Consider the following 21,505-nt stretch of genomic DNA (forward strand, 5'->3'; position numbering starts at 1 on the left):
AAATGGGGAGCAAGAAAAACCTCCTACCCCCGAATTTTGCTATTAACCTTCATCCACATTGGAATTCATTACTGCTAAACACTGACTTCCCGGACCTGAACAAGGTCCCTGCAATACATAAGTGGCACGCTTATCACATCCTGAAACCCCATAAGTTCTGTATCCCAGTTGCTGGATCGTTATTGAGCCCGCATCACAGTTCAGATCAAAAGGCGCCCTTTTAGATACAGTTTCTTTCATTAATGAAGCGCATCCACCCAAAACCAGTACCACAGCTCCCACACTGATTAATTTAAACTTCATACTAAACTCCTTTTATAAATTTTGTTGAGCTTGGCCAAAAAGTCAGAAGTGCACTGCCATCAAAGAAAAGACTGCACTCAAAATAATCGGCTCAGTATTAAGGACGGAGCAATTCTATCTTTCATCACAGAAATCTGTCGGCAGAAGAACATTGTGTTCACTCACTATTTATTTTGCTGATGTGGATAATTCAAATTACCAGCAAGTACAAACTGAATAAAACCTGATCTCTCTTTACCTTGCATATATCAGCCATCAAGGATCGAGTAAGAAGCTCCTGGTATATGAACCCGTTCCAGCTTTGACATCCACCGCAGATCTCTCACACTATTAGTTACACAAGCAACCGATAGGATAAGAGCACCCCTTATAAAGCCCGCCAACCATTATTCGAGTTCCACCTTGCTGTTCCGCAAGCACTCACTCCAGGAAAGGTGCCCGAAGTTTCACAATAAAGCCGCACATCACCATAGGCATCCCATATAATGGCGGCTACTCTGTTTTTATTAGTGTTTTACTCCGCAGTTTATGTCCGAATTTAATACCCACCGTTTCTGCACTGCACCACTTCTCGATTGGAGCGACCGCCATTGCCGCTATATGTGGCGCCTATTGAGCAAGCATGCACGCCTGTATTCGGAAATGGTGACCACCGGGGCAATACTACATGGTGACCAACAGCGACATTTGCAATTTGATGCAGCTGAACAACCTGTCGCCCTGCAGTTGGGGGGCAGTGACCCTCAAGAACTGGCTGAATGCGCCCGTATCGCCGAGGAATGGGGCTATAGCGAAATCAACCTTAACTGTGGTTGCCCCAGTGACCGAGTTCAGTCCGGGCGTTTTGGCGCCTGCCTTATGGCGGAACCGGATGTGGTAGCCGCAGGGCTCACTGCCATGAGGGAAGCAGTATCTATTCCGGTTACCGTCAAGCACCGTATCGGCATCGACGATATGGAAGACTACCCAGGCCTGACCCGCTTCGTGGAGGCCCAGGCTAACGCCGGTGTGGATACTTTTATCGTCCATGCACGCAAAGCGTGGCTAAAGGGGCTAAGCCCCAAAGAAAACCGTGAAATTCCTCCGCTCAATTACGACATGGTTTACCAGTTGAAGAAGGATTACCCCCAGCTACAAATTGTTATTAATGGGGGAATCAATTCAATTGAGGAATGCCAGCAACATTTAAGCCACGTGGATGGTGTTATGCTGGGGCGCGCGGCTTACCAAACCCCGACAATCCTGGCCCAGGTGGACAGCCAATTATTTGGCGGTGAGACCGGCCCGGATGCCATCCAGGTGGTAGAGCAGATGCTGCCCTATATCGAGCAGGAAATGCAGCGCGGACAGCGCTTGAATCATATCACCCGACATATGCTCGGGTTATTCCAGGGGCTTCCTGGTGCTCGGCGCTTCCGCCGCTATTTGAGCGAAAATGCCCACAAGCCGGGGGCGGGTCCCGAGGTGCTTGAACAGGCACTGGCCCAGGTCACCCAAGCCGCTTAGACCGCTTTCAATATGTAGACCAGTGAATAATTAAGGGAGGAACCATGAACAAGTTGGAGCAACTCAAACAGCGCAGCCAGGTTGTAGCAGATACCGGAGACATTGAAGCGATTCGCCGATATTGTCCTCAAGATGCAACAACCAATCCCTCCCTACTGTTTAAGGCCGCCCAGCTCCCTCAATACGACAACCATATCGCCGAGGCACTTCAGTGGGCCGAAAGCCACCAGGGTGGCTCGAACGCGGAAAATATTGCACGCCTGGCCGCCATCAAACTGGCTGTCAGCATCGGCACGGAAATCTTGCAGTTGGTGCCCGGGGTGGTATCCACCGAGGTCGATGCTCGCCTCTCCTTTGATACCCGCGCTACTATTGACTACGCACGCCACCTGATCACCCTCTATGAACGCGCAGGTATTGCCAAAGAGCGGGTATTGATCAAGATCGCGTCGACATGGGAAGGCATTGCTGCCGCATCAGTACTGGAGCGCGAGGGAATCCACTGCAACCTGACCTTGTTGTTCAGTCAATCCCAGGCGATTGCCTGTGCCGAAGCCGGGGTAACTCTGATCTCCCCCTTCGTCGGTCGAATCCTCGATTGGCATATCGCCAACAGCGGCCGCGAGTCATTCCCTGCGGAAGAGGACCCGGGCGTAATCTCGGTGCGCAATATCTATGAGTACTACAAGTCCCGGGATTACAAAACCATTGTGATGGGCGCCAGCTTCCGCAATACCGGAGAGATTGAGGCCCTAGCTGGTTGCGACCGACTGACTATCAGCCCCCAGCTGTTACAAGCCCTGGAGGACAGTGAGGCACCTCTCGCTGCTGGCCTGCCACCAGTACCCGCATCCAAATCCCGGCCGACACAGGATCTGGCTGAAGCCGAATTCCGCTTTCAATTGAATAGCGATGCCATGGCCACTGAAAAGCTTGCCGATGGCATCCGGAACTTTGTGAAGGATCAGGAACGTTTAGAGCTATTGTTACAGAACCGAGTAAAGGGACAGCAGGAAATTCATGCTGCAACAAATCCGTAAACTGTTTGAGCAGATAGGAAATAGTGTTGATGTTGAAGCACGTGATGAAAAAGACGTGCGGATGATCAGCGCTGCGCTGTTAGTCGAGGTCGCCACTGTCGATCAAAAGCTCGATGAGTGTGAGCGTGAAACGCTCACACAGCTCTTATGCCAGCACTACTCTCTCGACCAGACTAGTGCCACAGAAATAGTCAGTGAAGCTATTGGCCAACGGGACAGAGCCACATCCCTGTTCGAGTTCACCCAGGCGGTGAATGAACAGTTCAGCGAGAGAGATAAATACCTGCTGATTTTGCAGATGTGGCAGGTAGCTTTTTCAGATGATGTTATCGAGGCTTTCGAGGAGCACCTGATTCGCAGGGTGGCAGAACTAATTTATCTGCCACACGGACTCTTCACCAAGGCACGCGCCGAAGCGAGGGATATGAAGCGTTGCTAAGAAAGGGAGATTTCCAGAACTGGGGATTAGGAGAGAATAAGCGCTAGTGATAATGCGCCGAAGATTTGGCAACCGGGGAACATTCTCGCTCTAGGGTATGTACCAAGTCGCGAAAAGTCTCGGCGTTTTGCTCGTTCATGCTCATCAATACCCGGTGAGCTTCCAACACCTTTTCCCGCGCAGCACACTCGTCGGGGCTATTACATACCAAAGGCGTGGTGGGTACGCTCATATCGTGGACCGTATCGCTGATTTCAACCAACGAATCAAAGCCCATAGCGTCCAATAGATGGCGGATACCTTTACCCGCAGAGAATACCAGCGGCTTATCACAGCCCCGCTCCAAAGCGCGAATAGCAATCTTCGCCATCAGGCCGAGGGTCGTACTATCAACACCTTCTGCACCACCGAGATCAAATGCCACTCCGGCAAAGTCACCCCGTGCAAACATGTTGTCGATAAAGCTATCAAATGAGGTACAAAGGTTGAGACGAACATCACCTACTAACTTGATGACGTAGATGCCCTGGTGGGCCCCAACCATAATTTGCCCGGACTGCATAACAACCCCTGGCTCACCCGAATACACCTTTTTATAGAAGTGCAGGCGGATGGCAAAAGTTCACTGGTAGAGAACACAATAGCATTTGACGTTTTTGGCGCCTAGTGCAATTTTGTGCATAAAGTGGGCGGAGCTTACTCCTGACCATGCAGACTGACAAGTGCGATAAAGCACAAAATTCGACTTCATAGTCGAAGACTATCGATAGAAGTTTTGGGCATTACTGGCGGCCTAAAGTGAGAATCGTAATATCGTCCGGAAGGGCACCAAAAGTATCCATTTTTAGAGACTGACAAAGCCTGTCGAGTTCTCCCCCACTCTCTGAAATAGCCTGCAAAAGCTGGGCCTCTTTATCGAGCAGATCGCCCTGTAATAATTCAAGTACACCGTCTGAACAAGCGACCAGGCGCCAAGCGGGCGGCAGCTCAGCACGCATCACTTGCCAATCACCCCGTTCAAAAATACCCAGGGGACGCCCTTTTCCCGGCAACCAGTCTGCACCCGCCTCACTAACCAGGGCCGGCATCGGTATTTGCCCGGCGACGGCATAGTGCAATTGCCGGGCACTACTATCCACAACCCCGACAAACATACTGGCGTGCTTGCCCAATTTTGTGGATAACAACTCCCCATTGACCAGGTTAAGGACATCCAATAAGTCATCACTGAGAGAGTCCAGCTGGGCAAATAAGGGGCGCTCCCGCAAGCGATGCATAATGCTGTGCTTAATCAGGGCAGTAACCAGCGCAGAAGAGACACCATGGCCCGACACATCGACCAGATAAAAGGCTACAAAGCGCTCACCGAACAAGCCGTAATCAACAAAATCACCGCTCAGGTACAGGGAGGGAACCAGCCGGTAGGATGCTTCCACACCGCTGGGGTAGTGATAGGGGGTACGGGGAAGTAAATGCTGTTGTAATAAACGGCCAGCTTCCTGGTCCCTGCGCAGCAGCTCCACATGATCCCGCAGTTCACTGTTGCGACGCTCCAAGGTCACTTTATATTCGCGGTTCTGCTTCGCCAGGTTTTCTTCACCGCTGATACGGCAGATCATACGATCAATAGCCGCTGCTTCTTCCAGGGGTTTAACCAGGTAGTCTTTAGCTCCAAGGCGCATCGCTTGGAGTACATCATCGGTAGCGCTATCTGAAGCAATAATTACCGCAGCCACTTCTGGAGCTATGCGCTTTATCCGCCGCAACACTTCCAGCCCACTCATATCCGGCAAATAGCGATCAATCAATACGATATGGAAAGCACCGGGGCTGAACTGGTCGATGCCATCTTCCCCGTTGTTGGCAACACTTACCTGGAAGCCAAAACGCGAAAGCGCCCCTCGCAAAAAATTGCGGGAGCGCTCATCGTCGGTAAGCACCAGGCTACTGGGGCCAGCCATATAAGGGCTCTAAGGCTTATTCGCCTTAGGTGACAGCTCAGTAATCGGAAGCTTCTTCCACCTCACCCTGATCAATTGCCTCTGCAGCCTCTTCTTCTGTTTGAACATCCATTTCACCATCGACAATCAAGTAGTCGCGACGCTGTAGATATGCATCTCGCAAGAGTACATAACGGTCACCGTGCAAGAGGGACTCCGCTTGCAGCAGGCTAGCACGGCTTTGAATAATATCTGTCCCCTTCAAAGCATATTTGGTTGCGTCATGATCTACATAAGTTAAGGGGTTAGTGTAGTAATCCACTACCTTAGCAGGGGTATCCCGAACAGTAGATGGCCCCAGCAGTGGCAAAACCAGATAGGGACCGGAGGGCACGCCCCAAACAGCCAAGGTCTGGCCGAAGTCCTCACCATCCCCCTGTTCCAGGCCCATATGTTGAGCAACATCCAGAACGCCAACAATGCCCACAGTGGAGTTCACCAGGAAACGACCGGCGTCATTACCCGCTTGTCCCCATTTACCCTGCAAGACGTCATTAAAGGTATTGGTAACTTCACGCAGGTTGTCGAAAAAGTTGCTGACACCATGCTGCACGAAAATCGGGGTAATTTGGCGATAGCTGACAGCGGCGGGCTTCAACACATAGCGATCTGCGCCATCGTTGAAGGAGAATATGGCCCGATTAAAACCTTCCCAGGGGTCGCGAAGTGATAAATCTTCGCCCTCTGCACCACCAAATTCATCGGCAGGATCAAAGCCGTACTCATCCTCGAGAGACAGGCCCCCGTCATCGGCACTGGCATCCTCTGCTCCGCTGGTATCTACCGCAGCCGGGTTTTGAGCTGCACCACCAAACGGATCTTGTTGCGCTAGCGCCCCTACTGGCATAACAGCTATCAGAGTTGCCATTAACCAGGGCGATAAAGTTTTGCTTCCAAGCACAACCCTGCTCCTCTTTTATCAAACTAGTGAGACCAAGGATTCTAACGCCCTAGTAATTCGTAAGCTACCCTCGGCAGCATAGCAGCTGGGATTTGCCAAAGATAAAGGAGTTTCAGGCAATCACCGGCTAAGCCTTTAAACCAGCAATAACCCCTTTATTCAGTAGTTTTTCCAATAAATCAGCACCGAAAGCAAGTAGGGAGTCACGACTAATATTGGGTAATTCCTGGGCCATCTGGTCCAAAATTTGTAAGCCCGTGTAATCGCCCGCAGAGACCAGCTGCAATAATCTGGCGGTGACGGCATTGATCTCCATAAAATTCACTTTGTCGGAACGATCCCGGTACACAAAAAGGAACGTCGGTAACTCCGGCGGCTCTTGGGGCTGAAAATCCGGCCCCAACCGATGCACTGGGTAGCGGTAGCTGAGGCTCCAGACAAGAGGGGAAACTACAGGAACTTGCTGTAAAACATCCCCCTCTATCGCCAGCCCTTCCGGTAATTCCACATCACTGACATCTAAAGCCAACTCTACCCACTCGTAGTGGGCAAGCTCCAACAGGAACGGAGGATCTTGTGGTTGTTCTCCCCGTTCGTTCTGTAAATATGAGAGAAACTCTTCACTGATCTGCAAAAAATACGGGCTAACGGATGTGTGTTTGTGGACAAAATCACGCACCATTTGATGCCAGTTTTCGTCGCTATAAAGACTGCGCAATACCGGGAATCCACTGGCTACAAAGGATTCAATATTGTTGTAAATCAAATCTCGATAAATAGCGACACGCCGGTCCTCAATTTCTGCCGGCGGCGCAACTTGATCCGGTGCGCGCAAATGGGCAGCAAAGTCCCGCTGCACACTTTTGAATGTCTCGGGCTTATCGACGACTGAGGACATAATTCTCTTCCACCTGGTGACTGGCCTGAATGGTTTTAATATGTCCTACTTCTTCAAGTAATTTGGGAATTGGCGGAATATTAAAATCCCGCTCAAGTAGCGTCGGCATCACACCGTGAATATCGTAGGCGCGATCGAGTAGTTCCCACACAGGATCAATAACCGGTGCACCATGGGTGTCCACCTTTAAATCCTCTGCCTCATCATAGTGCCCGGCAATATGTACGTAGCGAATTCTTTCAGTAGGTAGTGCAGATAGAAAGTCCAGCGCATCGTAGCGATGGTTAATCGAGTTTACATAAATATTGTTCACATCCAGAAGCAAATCACAATCGGCCTCTTCCAACACCGCATTTAAAAAAGCCAGTTCAGTCATCTCCTGGCCCGGCGCCGCATAGTAGGAGACATTCTCCATTGCAATCCGTTCTTCCAGTGCGTCCTGGACCATACGGATTCGCTCGGCAACATACATCACCGCTTCTTGCGTAAAGGGAATGGGCAATAAATCGTACAGATGGCCATGATCTGAGCAATAACTCAAGTGCTCACTGTAACCGCGAATATTGTGTTGCTTGATAAATTTTTTAATGGCTGCAACCAATTCCATATCCAATGGTTCTGGTGCACCAATCGAGAGAGATAAACCGTGAAGTAAAAAGGGAAAACGTTCTGTATATTCCCTAAACCAGCGCCCATAGCGACCGCCAACACCAATCCAATTCTCAGGCGCTACCTCCAGAAAATCTACGGCATCTGTATCAAGGTTCTCACCCATCATTGAGCGGCGCAATCCAAACCCAGCACCTTCTACGGAAAACTCGCGCAACACTTTCAGGTCTCACTTTTTTCAGCGATCAATAAAAAACAGGGTGGATCGCTAAAGCGTATCCACCCTCTTTGAGTACAGCGAAAAATTACCCGCCACACTTACCTTCGCCGCACTTACCTTCTTTTTTCTTGCCTTCGCCGCACTTACCTTCGCCGCACTTGCCTTCTTTTTTCTTACCTTCGCCGCACTTGCCTTCGCCGCACTTACCCTCTTTCTTTTTATCATCACCATCGTGATCAGCCAGCGCCACGTTGTAGCCTGAGCTCAGGTCTGCTGCGGCAAAGGGGTTAGCATTGCTGTTGGCAGCAGATACATTCATAGCGGCAGTGGCGATAAACGCTGCGCCAACTGCGGCGGCTACAGGGGAAAGGTGCTTCTTGTTCATAGTGAATCTCCTAACTAGGTGTCCTTAGCAATAAAAAGTACAAGAGACTTTTTTCCACTCCGCAGAAGTATAATGCTGCGAAACAAAAATCAGTCATTGAATAGAACCCGCCACAAAATAACCGGTATCAAGGGGTCATTCTGGGCTCCAGGCCTGCTTTCAGTACTTCTGTCGGGCTCTCCATCAAATTCTTACACTTGATCAAAATTTTTTTTGTGATCTCTTTTCCATAGAGAAAATCAACCAAGCAAACCTTTCCCATCAATTTCTGCCCATGACTTGCTTAAGCGCTTGGATGACACCGGCATCAGGGTTTTTAGAGTCTGCGCGAATAAGGAAACACGAAATTCCTCCAACATCCAGCGAAACTCACGCAATTCTGCCTCTGCAGAGAGTTCTCTGGGTGAATATTTCTCCACTTGCGCCAAGTAAGGCTCCGCCGCCTTCTGGTATTCAACTTGCAGTTTTCGGTCACGGTTAGGGTCGAGAGCAGCCTTTTCCAAGCGCATTGCGATCGCCTTCAGATAGCGGCCGTACTGGCGCAGCCATGACAGCGGAGTATCAAACAGGCATCCTCGGTAGAAGAGCCCACCCAGTTGCTGCTGGATATCCCCCACCGCCATTGCGACCGCCAGGTTTTTCTGCTGCTTGATTTGTTTGCGCAGTGGCACCAGCTGGGCCAGGGCCTTGACCAACAGATCACCAATCTCCTGGGCCACCCCCACCAAGTCACCGTCATTTTTCAAAGCGGCCAGGAATTCAGCTTCGGTGCGAGGCAACTCCTCTTTGGGCCAGAAAACTTCGCGGACAGCTGCCATCAATATGTCGTCAGCTACCTCCTCACGACGCCCCAAATCTGCTGCAGAAAGCCCCAGCTCCTTGCCTCGCAACAGCTCTTTGCGCAGATACTTCACCTTCTCCGGCAAGTGCAGCAGAGCCAAACGGCAAATACCGGCACGAGTAAGCCTGCGCGCCTCGCTGGGGTTATCCAGTAGCTTCAGGGAGACACTGTCTTTTCCTTCAACCAGTGCGGGGTAAGCCCGCACCTTGAGCCCACCCTGGTTGAGGGTATGGGTCTCTGGAAGATCACCGAAGTCCCAGCGGGAAATACCCTCCCGCTCAAAACTGTCGCCAGCTGTTGCCAGCCCCTGCTGTACCCGATCCCGGTAGCGCACCTGCAATAGGGCCAAATCCCGATCTTGATCCAGCAATTTGCCGCCTTCATCCATTACCTGGATATTGAAACGGTAATAATCTTCCAGGGCCTGTTCCGCAGACTCCCACACCTCATCTGGCAGCTGCTGTGCTGTCTGGCGCTTCAGCTCCAGAGCCAACGACTGCCACAACGGGGTATTGTCTGCACGCAGTCGGGGCAAAGCCTTATCTATCGCAGCCGGCACTGGCACAAAATATTTACGCCACTGCTTGGGCAGGGCTTTTACCAGAGCGATGCACTTGTCCCGCAAGATGCCCGGCACCAACCAGGAGAGGCGAGCTGCCGGCACCTGGTGCAGTGCTGCAACCGGCACCTGTATACTGACGCCATCATCCACACTGCCAGGCTCAAAGTGATAGCTGAGCGGATAGACAATACCGCCCGCCTGCAACTCATTAGGGAATTGGGCCTCTCCCACATGATCGGCACTCTGCTGCATCAATAAGTCGCGGGGAATAAACAGCAGCTGTGTATCGCTGGATTCCGCTTTCTTGCGCCAGTGCTCAAATCCAGCCAGGTTGACGATATCCGCCGGGATACGCTCATCAAAGAAACGGTACACCACTTCATCATCCACCAGAATATCCCGGCGACGGGATTTGGCTTCCAGCTCTTCCAAGGACTTCAGCAGGTCGAGATAGTGCTTATAAAACCGCCCCTTACCGCGATAGCGTTGCTCCACCAGCGCCTGGCGAATAAACACTTCCCGAGAAGTTTGCGGGTCCAATTTGCCGTAGGGAATTCGGCGTTTTTCCACCAGCACCAAACCGTAAAGGGAGACCTTCTCAAAGGCCATCACCTGTCCGGAGCGAGCGTCAAAATGGGGTTCAAAATAATTGCGCTTAACCAGGTGCTGCGCGGCGGCCAATATCCACTCGGGCTCGACCTTGGCTACGGTATGGGCGAACAGGCGGCTGGTCTCCAGTAACTGGGCAGACACCACCCAGCGGGGAGGTTTTTTAAATTGACCAGAGCCTGGGAAAATATGGAAACGACGGTTGCGACAGCCGTTAAACTCCTTGTTTTCATCCCGCGCGCCAATATTGCCCAGCAATCCCACTACGATGGCTCGGTGTATCGCTTCGTATTCCGCCGGCTCTTTGTTTTCTTTAACTTCGAGATCGCGACAGGCCACACGCAGCTGGTGGTGGATATCTCTCCACTCGCGCATACGCAGCCAGGACAGGAAGTTTTTCTGGCACCACTTGCGCAACTGATTTTGACTCAGTTCCTGACGCTGGACTTCAAAGGCATCCCACAGCTGAACGAAGGATAAAAAATCCGATTGTTCATGCTGCCACTGGCGACGTTTTTCATCCGCAGCCTGGCGTTTTTCTGCCGGGCGCTCGCGCGGGTCCTGCACGGCGAGAGCGGCGACAATAATCAAGAGCTCCCGCGCACTGCCATTCTCTGCCCCCGCCAATAACATGCGGCTCAGGCGCGGGTCTAAAGGCAACCTTGATAGGGATCGCCCCAATTTAGTGACCCGGCCCTGCTCATCTACCGCCTGTAATTCCTGCAGCAATTTATAGCCGTCATTAATCAGTCGTGGGTCCGGCGGATCGACAAATGGAAACTCGCGGATATCACCGATACGCAACTGCAACATTTGCAGAATGACTGCGGCCAGATTCGTACGCAAAATTTCCGCATCGGTAAATTCCGGGCGCTGCTCAAAATCCCGCTCTTCATACAAGCGCACACAAACACCGGCGCTGACACGGCCACAGCGACCGGCACGCTGGTTGGCGCTGGCCTGGGAAACCGGCTCTATAGGCAGCCGCTGAATTTTACTGCGATAGCTGTAGCGGCTCACTCGTGCAGTACCCGGGTCGATCACATAACGGATACCGGGCACGGTGATAGAGGTCTCCGCCACATTGGTAGCGAGTACAATGCGACGGCCTTTATGGCCATGGAAAACTTTGGCTTGCTCCGCAAGGCTCAAGCGTGCATACAGGGGCAGCACTTCCAATTGCGCTATCTGCGCATCCCGCAAAGCCTTGGCGCACTCGCGGATTTCCCGCTCGCCGCTCATAAATACCAGGATATCCCCACCGCGCCGACTGCTGGACTTTTCCTCGTGCAGCAACTCCTCCACAGCAGTGACCACCTGCTCGTTGAGATCTGCATCCGTATCCGCTGCGGGGCGATAGTGAACTTCCACTGGGTAGGTACGACCGGAAACCTCGATAATCGGCGCATCGTCAAAGTGCCGGGAAAATTTTTCCAGGTCGATGGTGGCCGAGGTAATTATCAGTTTCAGGTCAGAGCGCTTGGGCAGTATGGTTTTCAAATAGCCCAATAGAAAATCAATATTAAGGCTGCGCTCATGGGCTTCATCGATAATCAGCGTATCGTATTTATTTAACAAGGGATCGCGCTGAATTTCAGCCAGCAGGATACCGTCTGTCATCAGTTTGACGTGGGTATGCTCGTTGCTGTGGTCGGTAAAGCGGACCTGGTAACCGACGGACTCTCCCAGGGGCTGCCCCAGCTCCTCAGCAATTCGATTCGCTACTGTGCGCGCGGCAATCCTGCGCGGCTGGGTGTGGCCGATCTGGCCGTAAATTCCCCGGCCCAGTGACAGGCAAATTTTTGGCAACTGAGTGGTTTTACCAGAACCGGTTTCACCGGCAATCACTACAACCTGATTTTTCTCGATCTGCTCGGCGATTTCCTCCCGCCGCGCTACCACTGGCAAAGACTCCGGCCACTGCACTTCCGGCAACTTGCGCCGACGCTCCTCCACCAGGGTCTCAGACGCTTGGAGCTGCTGCTCCAATTGGGCCAATATGCGATCTACCGGCTTGCCCTCTTTTTGGCGCCGACGTACATTTTTGACGGTCCTGCGCAACCCATAGCGGTCACGCCCCATGGTCGCGGAGATTCGGGCCTGCAGCGCGCCCAGTACTTTTTCTGCTTCGGTGTGACTCATAATTCGTACAGCAATGGCAAACGCGGGATTATACCCCCTGCGCACCGCAGGGCTATCAAACCTTATTGTGGCGCTCATCTATACTGGTACGAATAGCACTTCTTCTGAGGGGCACGGCCTTTACTGCTAGTGCAATTCCTCAGGGTCATACCTTGCGAGCAGTACTATGCAAGAGATCAAGCCCAAGCCCCCTACCAGCGCAGGCCAACTGTTTGGCCACCCCAAAGGACTCTTCCTGTTGTTTGGCACCGAGATGTGGGAACGTCTCAGCTACTACGGCATGCGCGGTATTTTTGTCTTCTACCTGACCTCTACAGCGACTGCGGCAGTCTTCGGCTGGGAACAATTGACCGATACTGAATTGCAATCCAAAGCCCTCAGCTACCTGGGCTGGTACGCAATGCTGGTCTACCTGACCCCCATTATCGGCGGCTGGATGGCGGATAATCGCTGGGGCCAGCGCCGCTGTATTATGTTCGGCGGCACCTTGATGATGCTGGGACAGTTCGCCCTGGGATTTCCCCACGGTTGGCTGCCAAATGGCAGCCAAATTTATATGTTGTGGATCGGGTTGGCCTTGCTGATTATCGGCAACGGTTTCTTCAAGCCAAATATCTCTACTATGGTCGGGGACCTCTATGAAGAGGGTGATCACCGCCGGGACACTGCCTTTACCATTTTTTATATGGGTATCAACCTGGGCTCTATCCTCGGTTACCTGGTGGTGGGCTGGATTGGAGAAAAGGTGGATTACCAGCTGGCCTTTGTCGTCGCTGGCCTTGGCATGTTAGCCGGCCTAATCCTGCAGATGACCCAAGCCAAGCGCTACCTGGGAGAAATCGGAGTAGAACCTTCTGCGCACCTGGAACTGAAAGACAAGAAAGATGAGGACGTCGATAAGCGCCGCCCACTGACTCAAGAGGAGCGCGACCGCATCAAAGTTATTTTGGTGCTGGGTGTGTTTATCGTGATTTTTTGGGCCGGCTTTGAGCAGGCTGCCGGCTCAATGAACTTATTCGCCAAATATCGAACCGACCTGAATGTACTAGGGTGGGAAATTCCCGCCAGTTGGCTGCAGATGGTAAACCCTCTGTTTATTATTATCCTCGCGCCGATTATAGCTAGTATCTGGGTAGGCATGGGAGACCGGGAACCCAGCTCACCGGCCAAATTCAGTTTGGGACTGGTTTTTCTCGGCGTGGGTTTCTTATCCATGTGCGGTGCCGCCCTGCAAATTGGCGATTCAGAGACCATTAAGGCGAGTATTTGGTGGTTGGTATTTGCCTATATTTTCCACACCATTGGCGAACTTTGCCTATCGCCAATTGGGCTCTCTGTCGTAACTAAATTATCTCCGCTGCGCTATTTATCCCTGATGATGGGGCTTTGGTTTGCCTTTATTGGTATTGCCAACAAAGGAGCCGCAGAGATCGGTAAACTCGTTGGTGTATCCGGTCCACTCGCAACCTTTGGCGGAGTAGCCCTGGCCGCAATTATTGCCGGAATTATCCTGTATTTTATTCGCGAGAAACTGGTGGACTGGATGCACGGTGCAGAAGAGGTTCACGTAAAGGTGGGCGAAACCACCAAGGAGGAACTGAGCATCACCGCCGATCACGACGGTGTACCGCCGAAGCATTTTAGCGGCAATGACAAATAAGGGAGCCAACCCATAAAAGGCGTATTTTGCGAGCACGGACCTCGCTCTTTAACGTTATCAGATTCCGGGCCGCTAACAGGCGTGCGTTTAGCGGTCAAAGATCTCTTTCAATTGAAAGGGGAGAAAAATACGGCAGGCAGCCCCGAGTGGTTTAATACTCACCCTCCTGCCAGTAAAACCGCACTTAGCTTGCAGCAATTACTGGAGGCCGGCTCAACCTTTACTGGGTTTACTCACCTTGATGAACTCGCCTACAGCATGCAGGGGAGTAATTTACACTACGGTTCTGCCGACAACCCTAAACTGCCCGGCTATTTTTGTGGGGGTTCCTCTATGGGATCGGCCGCCGCCGTGGCCTCAGGAACAGCCGATATTGGCTTAGGCACCGACACCGGCGGATCGGTGAGGGTACCTGCAAGCTATTGTGGTTTATTCGGCATTCGAACCAGTCACTCACTTATTCCTACCGACGGTGTTATCGGTTTAGCACCCTGCTTTGATACTGTCGGTTGGTTTAGTCAAACTCCTTCATTACTTGTAGACGTCGGCAAAATTCTAATCCCGTCACGGCACTTATCCGCAAATAAAGTAACCCGCCTGGTTACTTGCCCCGAGATCAGTCAACTGGCAGATACGCCCATTCAATTAGCAATCCAGGAATTTATTCCCACATTAAATAATCAATTTCCTATCTGCGAGATTAAACACCTGTCTGACATTGAATTACTGGGCGAACTGGCGGATGTATTCAGAATTTTGCAGGGCCGCGCCATCGCCAATACACACGGGGACTGGTTGCGAAAATACCGGCCGGTTTTTTCAGAGGACATAGCCACAAGAATTACTATGGCCCTATCAATTACCGACGATGAGATATCCTGGGCCAACGAAAAACGACAACAGTGGTACAAGTTGATGGAAACATTACTACCGGACAACAGTAGCGTTTTACTAGTACCAACCACCCCCACAACCGCAATTAAGAAAGGGACCGATAGTGAATCCAGAAAATTACAAACAAATCGCCAGCGACTATTGGGTTTAACCGCTATTGCAGGGCTTTGGGGCGCCCCCCAGTGTCATCTGCCGTTGTTTTCTATCGTAGAAAATGGGATTAATACTGGGGGAAAAGAGATAGAGAAACCCAGTGGCTTCTCATTGATAATGACTCCACGAAGCGATTTTTCGCTTCTCTCTCTAGTTGAACAACTAACAAAATCCCTCGAAGGAATAGCAGGCAGCACCTACGGTGCTACCTGAAAAAGCGATCAGCCTGTTAACGCCCTTTAACCAAATAAGCGATGGCTCGATCCAATCCCTCCAGGGTCATCGGATACATATGCCCGTCCACCAGTCTCTGGGTCATACCGATACTGGGAGTATATTGCCAGTACTCCTCTCCTACAGGATTCAACCAGATCAGGTTACTGTAGGTATCGGTAACACGCTCCATCCAGGCCGCACCGGGCTCTTCATTCATATGTTCGACACTGCCGAAACGACTGGTAATTTCGTAGGGCGCCATAGACGCATCGCCGACAAAAATTACTTTGTAGTCCTTGCCATAGGTGCGCAGTATTTCCAGCAGCGAGGTATTTTCGCTATAGCGCCGCTGGTTGTCTTTCCACACATGTTCGTAAACAAAATTGTGGAAATAAAAATATTCGAGATGCTTGAACTCGGAACGACAGGCGGAGAACAGTTCTTCACAGACGCGCACATAGGGGTCCATAGAGCCCCCTACATCGAAGAAGATCAGCACCTTAATCGCATTATGTCGCTCCGGCACCATTTGAATATCCAGTAACCCGGCGTTGCGTGCAGTAGAGGAAATGGTGTTATCCAGATCCAGTTCCTCTGCGGCACCGGTGCGGGCAAATTTGCGCAGCTTGCGCAGAGCCACCTGGATATTACGGGTGCCCAGACTGATGCTGTCATCCAGATTTTTAAACTGGCGCTTCTCCCATACCTTTGACGCCGAGCGATTGCGCCCCTTACCGCCCACACGGATACCACCGGGATGATAACCGCTATTGCCAAACGGGCTGGTGCCGCCAGTCCCAATCCAGCGATTACCACCGCTGTGACGCTTCTTCTGCTCCTCTAAACGCTTTTTAAATTCCTCCAGTAGTTTTTCCAAGCCACCGAGGCTTTGCACCTGGGCCTTTTCCTCTTCGCTCAGCTGCTTCATAAATTCTGCACGCAGCCAGTCCTCGGGAATCAATTGCTCGACAATGTCGTCGAGGGTCTCAAGGTCCTTAAAATAGGCGTCGAAAGCGCGATCAAATTTATCGAAGTGCTTCTCGTCCTTGACGAGGCAAACGCGGGCAAGGAAGTAAAATTCCTCAAGGTCGGCAAACACCAGGCGCTGCTGTAATGCCTCAAGCAGGGCCAGCAGTTCGGTGATGGTTACCGGTAATTTATAGCGGCGTAAATTCTGGAAAAAGCCAATCAGCATAATAATTCGCAGTCAGCACAGGGAAAAAATAACACCCGGTTAAACCGGGCCGAAATCACCGAGGACAACCTAAGCCCTCGGTGACATTAACCAACACAGTTTAGCGATTATCGCGACGGGCCATAAACGCCAGGCGCTCCAGCATATGGACATCCTGCTCGTTTTTCAGCAGGGCACCATAGAGCGGCGGAATGGCATTGCTGCTATCGCTGTTTTTCAAGATCTCCTCGGGAATATCATCAGCCATCAACAGCTTGAGCCAATCGATCAGTTCGGAGGTCGAAGGCTTTTTCTTCAGACCTGGAACCTCGCGCAGCTGGAAGAAAATATCCATTGCCTCGGCCACCAGCTGCCCTTTGATCCCTGGGTAGTGCACATCGACAATTTTGCGCATGGTGTCACGATCGGGGAAGCTGATGTAATGGAAAAAGCAACGGCGTAAAAAGGCGTCCGGCAACTCTTTCTCATTATTGGAAGTGATAATTACGATGGGGCGCTGCTTGGCCTTGATGGTTTCGCCAGTCTCATAGACAAAGAACTCCATGCGATCCAGTTCAACCAGCAGGTCGTTGGGGAATTCGATATCCGCTTTATCGATTTCATCAATCAGCAGCACCACACGCTCATCCGCCGCAAAGGCCTCCCAAAGCTTACCGCGCTTAATGTAGTTGCCAATATCGTGAACCTTATCCACCCCCAGTTGGGAGTCCCGCAGGCGGGATACCGCGTCGTACTCGTACAGGCCCTGCTGGGCTTTGGTGGTGGATTTAATATGCCACTGGATCAGCTTTAGTCCAAGGCTCTCTGCTACCTGCTCGGCGAGCAGTGTTTTGCCGGTGCCGGGCTCACCCTTGATCAATAGTGGGCGCTGCAGGGTAACGGCCGCATTCACCGCCATCTGCAAGTCTTCGGTCGCTACATAGCTTTCGGTACCGGTAAACTTCATAACTGCTCCAATCCTGTCGTCGAGGCTAACTATCTCTTTTAGCGAATGATAATTGAACAACAGGTTGGGGGCGAGGCGGTAACGCTCAATTTGGATGACCAGCTTGCGCTGGGGAAATTTGCCAGTCCCGCAGGGCGAGTCTTGAAAGCCCGCGTGGGCTTTCCGAAGCAGCCTAGGCCATCTGGGTACTGCGGCGGTGTACAACCTGGCGACCTTTGCCGGTGATATACCAGCGGATACCCAGGTGACTGTGAATTTTCCCGACCATCTCCAGCACCAGCAAGCTGTTCAAGGCGCGAGCTATAGAATTGGTCTCCATACCGCTGTCCTGCACCATGCCGGAAAGAGACCGAAATACACACTCCCCGGTATTTAACAAATGCAGTACCTGTAGAGCATTGTCATCCAATTTACGGATCTGATTGAAATCGATGGTCGGCCCCTGCTCGGGATCGCCCTCAATTTCATGCTCCAATAGGGGCATCATTTCCAACTGCATGGTGCGCAGTTCCTGCTCCATATTCTCTACTCGGGCGCGGGCAATACTGGCGTCGCGCAACTGGCGCCGTGCGGCGTTAAACACGAACATACGGGACGCAATTGCAGCGAGCAGGCAGTAACCGGTAAAAATCAATAAACGCGAGGGGTCACCCTGGATTTCTATCAACAAGTCACTCTGGGTGAATTTAAGGAATATCGGCACCATCAAGGCGCCACACAGCCCCATAATCAGGCAACGTGCGAGCCCCGCTGGATCTTCTTCGGTAAACAGCATTTGATAGTAATTGACCAACCCACCCAAAATGCCCGAAACCAGCATTACTGCAGTCAATATAAGCAGGTGATCGAGCATCAGTATTCCTCAGCCATTCGGCTCTCACTGCCAATCCGGGCAAGTGGGTATTGAACTGAATATTTCACTCTATTCACGACTGCCCTTGCCCTCTTCCCCTGTTAGGTGCGAGGTATTTCCCACATGCAGGATACAGCCGCTCTTGTTATTACTGGATACCTGGCAGAAAAGTGACACGGCTTTTACATTGTTTTGCATTGCGCCACAGCGGGAACCAGCTTAATAGATATAGCAGCTGTCATTGACTGGGGTTGTCGGTCTAAAGGGTTTTAGCGCCTTTGATACGAGCAACCGAGTGAAGGCCTGGATATAGGCGTCGAGGAGGGACGATGGCTGCGCAGGTGAATTAAAGTGCAACAAAAAATACTGGGTGAATGGCTACCCTGCCCTCAGGCATGACAGCCATGTCTTGGGTTATTGTTCGTTAAAGTAGGGATCTTCATCAAAGCGACGACGCCTGTCCCGACGAAATCTCATCAGCAAGCTGACAATCCCCCAAACAACCATGATCGCCAGGGCTCCACCCGAAGCGAATATCAAATTGGTAGTGACCTCTGGCGCCGCTCCATTTTCTTCAAACAGCGTTTGATAAACAAATAGCGGCAACACCGGCACAGCAACTGACTCCGCTACAGAGGTCTTTGCCGGCGCCAACAACACTGCCGCAGCCACTAAGAGTAGAGTCTGGCGCACCCAACTCCAGCGCCAATTGCGCATAAACCACCAGCCCGCCAACAGCATAACCAGTGTTGAAGCGGCGTATACCATCCAGGCAAATTGGAAATCTTCTGTCATTCTCTCACTCTACTTTCTGGCACACCGATTTAATATCGGGCAAATATGCCAGGGTCCTTTACATCGTCACTCGCTCGGAACCGGCATATTTACGCCGCTTCGCAGACAAGCACTGCCAGCCATAAATCGATCCGAAGAATGATTTGAGGAGCCTCTGAGTAACTCTGTGATGCCTCTGGCATGCAGAGCGGTTCACAATCAAGGCGCGGCTTCGCAGGAATGTCTAGACCTTTCAAGAAGTCGCAACGCGGAGTGTGAATCGCTCCGAATGCCCCGAAGGGCGGGCCTTGAAGGCCGCATCTGCTGCGTTGCAGCTCTTGCAAAGGGCTACGGCCATTCGCGGCGAGCTGCGCCTAACATCTGCAGCCTTCAAGACCCGCAGAGGCATTACGGAGTTATTCAGAGGCTCCTTAATTATGCGCAATATTCAAAGGCGTTCACAGGTCGCAGTTCCCGTTTGCGATCAACCTTGTTCAACCCAAGAGACAATATGATCCTCCATATCGTCTGGATGAACCGACTCTTCACTGACAACGCGCCCACGCACCGATATCCCCGCCCGATGCACGGATTCCGGGTCCCCCGACACCAATGGGTGCCAGTCCGCAAGAGGGCGCCCTTCCGCAAGACTGCGGTATGCGCAGGTGAGCGGCAACCAATCGAATTCGGCAATATCCTCTATACGCAACTGAATGCATCCGGGAACATGGGCTTTGCGCTGGCTGTACTTGCTGCATTGGCAGGAATGGGTATCCAACAGGCGGCAGGCCACATTAGTGAGGTAGACCTCACCCGTATCCTCATCCTCCAAGCTGTGCAGACAGCAGCGACCACAACCGTCACAAAGCTGCTCCCATTCGGACCGACTCATTTGATCCAGCGTTTTCCGCCGCCAAAAAGGCTCCTGTGCCATTTAGCTCGACTCAGCGTTGCAACTTGCTGTTCTTCAGCGCGATTTCACTCATTTCGGAATCGGCTATTGGCGGCATCTGCAAGTAATAGCCGCGAGTGCGCACCTCTTTGAGCAGCTTGTCCGCCTCTGCACGGGCCAGCTTTTTGTCCGGCGTCACCAACATCGTAGTGACATGCTGCGGCTTGCCGAAAAGCTCCAGTAGATTTTTGGGAACCCTGGCAGTGCCCTCGCGCTTATCCACGTACAGATACATCTCGTATTTATTTGGACTGCGATAAATATCGCATAAAACTTTCACTTCAATTCCTCTTTACGCAATTGTTTCAGAGCTTCGAGCAAAGGGTGGCCAATCACATCGGCCCGCCACCCTCTGAGCCGACCCTCTAACTCGGGTCGACGGGCCTGGACCAAGGCTTCCAGCTCTTTTTTGCGAATTAATATTTCGGCAGGCAACCCGGCCCGCTCGGCAATAGACACCATCTCAAGTCGCAGTTGCTTGAGGATCTCTCCCTGCTGCCGGTTGAGGGGCTGCTGCATTCGCGCAGGTGGATCGCTTCTCTCGCAGGCTTGGGCAACGATTTTTAACAGGGCCTCGCCATGCTCACGCAGAGCTCTCCCTTCCATACCCAGTTGGCTCAAGGCACCTCTATGCCGAGGCAACTGTTGGGCCAGTCCGAGACAGATATTCTCTTTTAACAGGTGATTGCGCGGCATATTCAGCGCCCTGGCCTGCTTTTCGCGCCAGGCACACACATCCTGTAACACTGCCAGTTGTTTACTGCGCAGGCGCCAGGCACCTTTCACTTTTTGGTAGTAAATCTCAGGCGGGTTCGGGTTTCGAGCCGTGACCACCAATGATGCACAGTCTTCCTGCAACCACTCCAGGCGCCCCTTCCCATTGAGGTCCTTTACCAGTACGCCGAAGAGTACCGGCAACCAAGCGACATCGAGGGCGGCATAGGTTTTTTGTGCATCGCTGAGAGGTCTCTGCAGCCAGTCCGAGCGGGTTTCACTCTTGGGCAATTCAATATGCAGTAGCTGGTTAACTGTCGCCGCATAACCCAAGCCCGCTCCCATACCACAGATTGCAGCGGCAATTTGGGTATCAAAAATGGGCTCGGGAATCACCCCCAGCAAGCGCTCCAGGGTTTCCAGGTCCTCACTACAGCTGTGCATGATTTTAGTGACAGCGGTATCGAGCAAGAGGTCGCGAAGCGGCTGTAACTCCTCAATCGCCAAATTGTCGATCAGGTAGCAGTGTTTTCCATCACCTACCTGGACCAGCGCCGGTTGGGGATAAAAAGTACGGCTGCGCATAAACTCGGTATCCAGGGCTACCGCACTCTGCTTGCGCCAATCTGCACACAACTCTACCAGCTGCTCGTAACTGTCGACCCAGCGTGGAGTGGTATCTATTTCTGTCAT

20 protein-coding genes are annotated in these 21,505 nt (G+C 52.0%); 5 read left to right on the forward strand and 15 right to left on the reverse strand.

Features of this window, described 5'->3' with window-relative positions; genetic code table 11:
* Nucleotides 1-42: 42 nt before the first annotated feature.
* A complete protein-coding gene (locus P0078_RS09530; protein WP_282934157.1) occupies nucleotides 43-303 on the reverse strand; it encodes a hypothetical protein in 261 nt (86 codons plus the stop codon).
* 528 nt (nucleotides 304-831) lie between these two features.
* Here P0078_RS09530 and dusA point away from each other — a divergent pair.
* From dusA to P0078_RS09545, 3 genes are read left to right on the forward strand one after another with little or no spacing between them, the layout of a single operon-like run.
* Nucleotides 832-1,809, forward strand: coding sequence for a tRNA dihydrouridine(20/20a) synthase DusA (dusA, locus tag P0078_RS09535; RefSeq protein ID WP_282934158.1), 978 nt, complete (start codon nucleotides 832-834; stop codon nucleotides 1,807-1,809).
* Between the two features lie 44 nt (nucleotides 1,810-1,853).
* Nucleotides 1,854-2,849, forward strand: a complete 996-nt coding sequence (tal, locus tag P0078_RS09540) for a transaldolase (protein WP_282934159.1) — start codon at nucleotides 1,854-1,856, stop codon at nucleotides 2,847-2,849.
* Nucleotides 2,830-3,288 carry a tellurite resistance TerB family protein gene (locus tag P0078_RS09545; RefSeq protein ID WP_282934160.1) on the forward strand — a complete coding sequence of 153 codons (459 nt, stop codon included), beginning with the start codon at nucleotides 2,830-2,832 and terminating at the stop codon, nucleotides 3,286-3,288. Before tal ends, P0078_RS09545 begins: the two co-directional genes overlap by 20 nt.
* 43 nt (nucleotides 3,289-3,331) lie before the next feature.
* Here the strand turns inward: P0078_RS09545 and P0078_RS09550 are convergent, their stop codons facing one another.
* The 7 genes from P0078_RS09550 to hrpA all read right to left on the reverse strand — a co-directional run bounded on the left by P0078_RS09550 (nucleotide 3,332) and on the right by hrpA (nucleotide 12,455).
* A complete protein-coding gene (locus P0078_RS09550; RefSeq protein WP_282934161.1) occupies nucleotides 3,332-3,850 on the reverse strand; it encodes an STAS domain-containing protein in 519 nt (172 codons plus the stop codon).
* A gap of 220 nt (nucleotides 3,851-4,070) precedes the next feature.
* On the reverse strand, nucleotides 4,071-5,249 hold the full coding sequence (locus P0078_RS09555; RefSeq protein ID WP_282934162.1) for a PP2C family protein-serine/threonine phosphatase: 1,179 nt from the start codon (nucleotides 5,247-5,249) through the stop codon (nucleotides 4,071-4,073).
* A 37-nt stretch (nucleotides 5,250-5,286) separates the two neighbouring features.
* Nucleotides 5,287-6,189, reverse strand: a complete 903-nt coding sequence (locus P0078_RS09560) for an MlaA family lipoprotein (protein ID WP_282934163.1) — start codon at nucleotides 6,187-6,189, stop codon at nucleotides 5,287-5,289.
* 127 nt (nucleotides 6,190-6,316) lie between these two features.
* A complete protein-coding gene (locus tag P0078_RS09565) occupies nucleotides 6,317-7,087 on the reverse strand; it encodes an HvfC family RiPP maturation protein (protein ID WP_282934164.1) in 771 nt (256 codons plus the stop codon).
* Nucleotides 7,068-7,913 (reverse strand): HvfB family MNIO-type RiPP peptide maturase, encoded by an 846-nt coding sequence (locus P0078_RS09570; protein ID WP_282934581.1) that lies wholly within the window; start codon nucleotides 7,911-7,913, stop codon nucleotides 7,068-7,070. The genes P0078_RS09565 and P0078_RS09570 overlap by 20 nt, the downstream gene beginning before the upstream one ends.
* An 88-nt stretch (nucleotides 7,914-8,001) precedes the next feature.
* Complete coding sequence (locus tag P0078_RS09575; protein WP_108731896.1) at nucleotides 8,002-8,301, reverse strand: HvfA family oxazolone/thioamide-modified RiPP metallophore; 300 nt, start codon at nucleotides 8,299-8,301, stop codon at nucleotides 8,002-8,004.
* A 239-nt stretch (nucleotides 8,302-8,540) separates the two neighbouring features.
* On the reverse strand, nucleotides 8,541-12,455 hold the full coding sequence (hrpA, locus tag P0078_RS09580; protein ID WP_282934582.1) for an ATP-dependent RNA helicase HrpA: 3,915 nt from the start codon (nucleotides 12,453-12,455) through the stop codon (nucleotides 8,541-8,543).
* A gap of 166 nt (nucleotides 12,456-12,621) precedes the next feature.
* Between hrpA and P0078_RS09585 the strand changes: the two genes are divergently transcribed.
* Both P0078_RS09585 and P0078_RS09590 read left to right on the forward strand, forming a co-directional pair.
* A complete protein-coding gene (locus P0078_RS09585; RefSeq protein WP_282934165.1) occupies nucleotides 12,622-14,115 on the forward strand; it encodes a peptide MFS transporter in 1,494 nt (497 codons plus the stop codon).
* A gap of 12 nt (nucleotides 14,116-14,127) precedes the next feature.
* Complete coding sequence (locus P0078_RS09590) at nucleotides 14,128-15,375, forward strand: amidase family protein (RefSeq protein WP_282934583.1); 1,248 nt, start codon at nucleotides 14,128-14,130, stop codon at nucleotides 15,373-15,375.
* A gap of 16 nt (nucleotides 15,376-15,391) precedes the next feature.
* Here P0078_RS09590 and P0078_RS09595 read toward each other — a convergent pair whose 3' ends face one another.
* The 7 genes from P0078_RS09595 to rnd form a co-directional block, all read right to left on the reverse strand.
* A complete protein-coding gene (locus P0078_RS09595) occupies nucleotides 15,392-16,573 on the reverse strand; it encodes a vWA domain-containing protein (RefSeq protein WP_282934166.1) in 1,182 nt (393 codons plus the stop codon).
* Between the two features lie 100 nt (nucleotides 16,574-16,673).
* Entirely contained in the window at nucleotides 16,674-17,519 is an 846-nt protein-coding gene (locus P0078_RS09600; RefSeq protein ID WP_282934167.1) for an AAA family ATPase, read from the reverse strand.
* 172 nt (nucleotides 17,520-17,691) lie between these two features.
* Nucleotides 17,692-18,372, reverse strand: coding sequence for a YEATS-associated helix-containing protein (locus tag P0078_RS09605; RefSeq protein WP_108731891.1), 681 nt, complete (start codon nucleotides 18,370-18,372; stop codon nucleotides 17,692-17,694).
* 414 nt (nucleotides 18,373-18,786) lie between these two features.
* Nucleotides 18,787-19,167: a hypothetical protein gene (locus tag P0078_RS09610; protein ID WP_282934168.1), complete on the reverse strand. Its 381-nt coding sequence runs from the start codon at nucleotides 19,165-19,167 to the stop codon at nucleotides 18,787-18,789.
* Nucleotides 19,168-19,630: 463 nt separating this feature from the next.
* Nucleotides 19,631-20,080: a YcgN family cysteine cluster protein gene (locus P0078_RS09615; RefSeq protein ID WP_282934169.1), complete on the reverse strand. Its 450-nt coding sequence runs from the start codon at nucleotides 20,078-20,080 to the stop codon at nucleotides 19,631-19,633.
* A 10-nt stretch (nucleotides 20,081-20,090) separates the two neighbouring features.
* On the reverse strand, nucleotides 20,091-20,378 hold the full coding sequence (locus P0078_RS09620) for a YcgL domain-containing protein (RefSeq protein WP_282934170.1): 288 nt from the start codon (nucleotides 20,376-20,378) through the stop codon (nucleotides 20,091-20,093).
* On the reverse strand, nucleotides 20,375-21,505 hold the full coding sequence (gene rnd, locus P0078_RS09625; RefSeq protein WP_282934171.1) for a ribonuclease D: 1,131 nt from the start codon (nucleotides 21,503-21,505) through the stop codon (nucleotides 20,375-20,377). Before rnd ends, P0078_RS09620 begins: the two co-directional genes overlap by 4 nt.

Source organism: Microbulbifer sp. VAAF005, from assembly GCF_030012985.1.
Taxonomy (GTDB): Bacteria; Pseudomonadota; Gammaproteobacteria; order Pseudomonadales; family Cellvibrionaceae; genus Microbulbifer.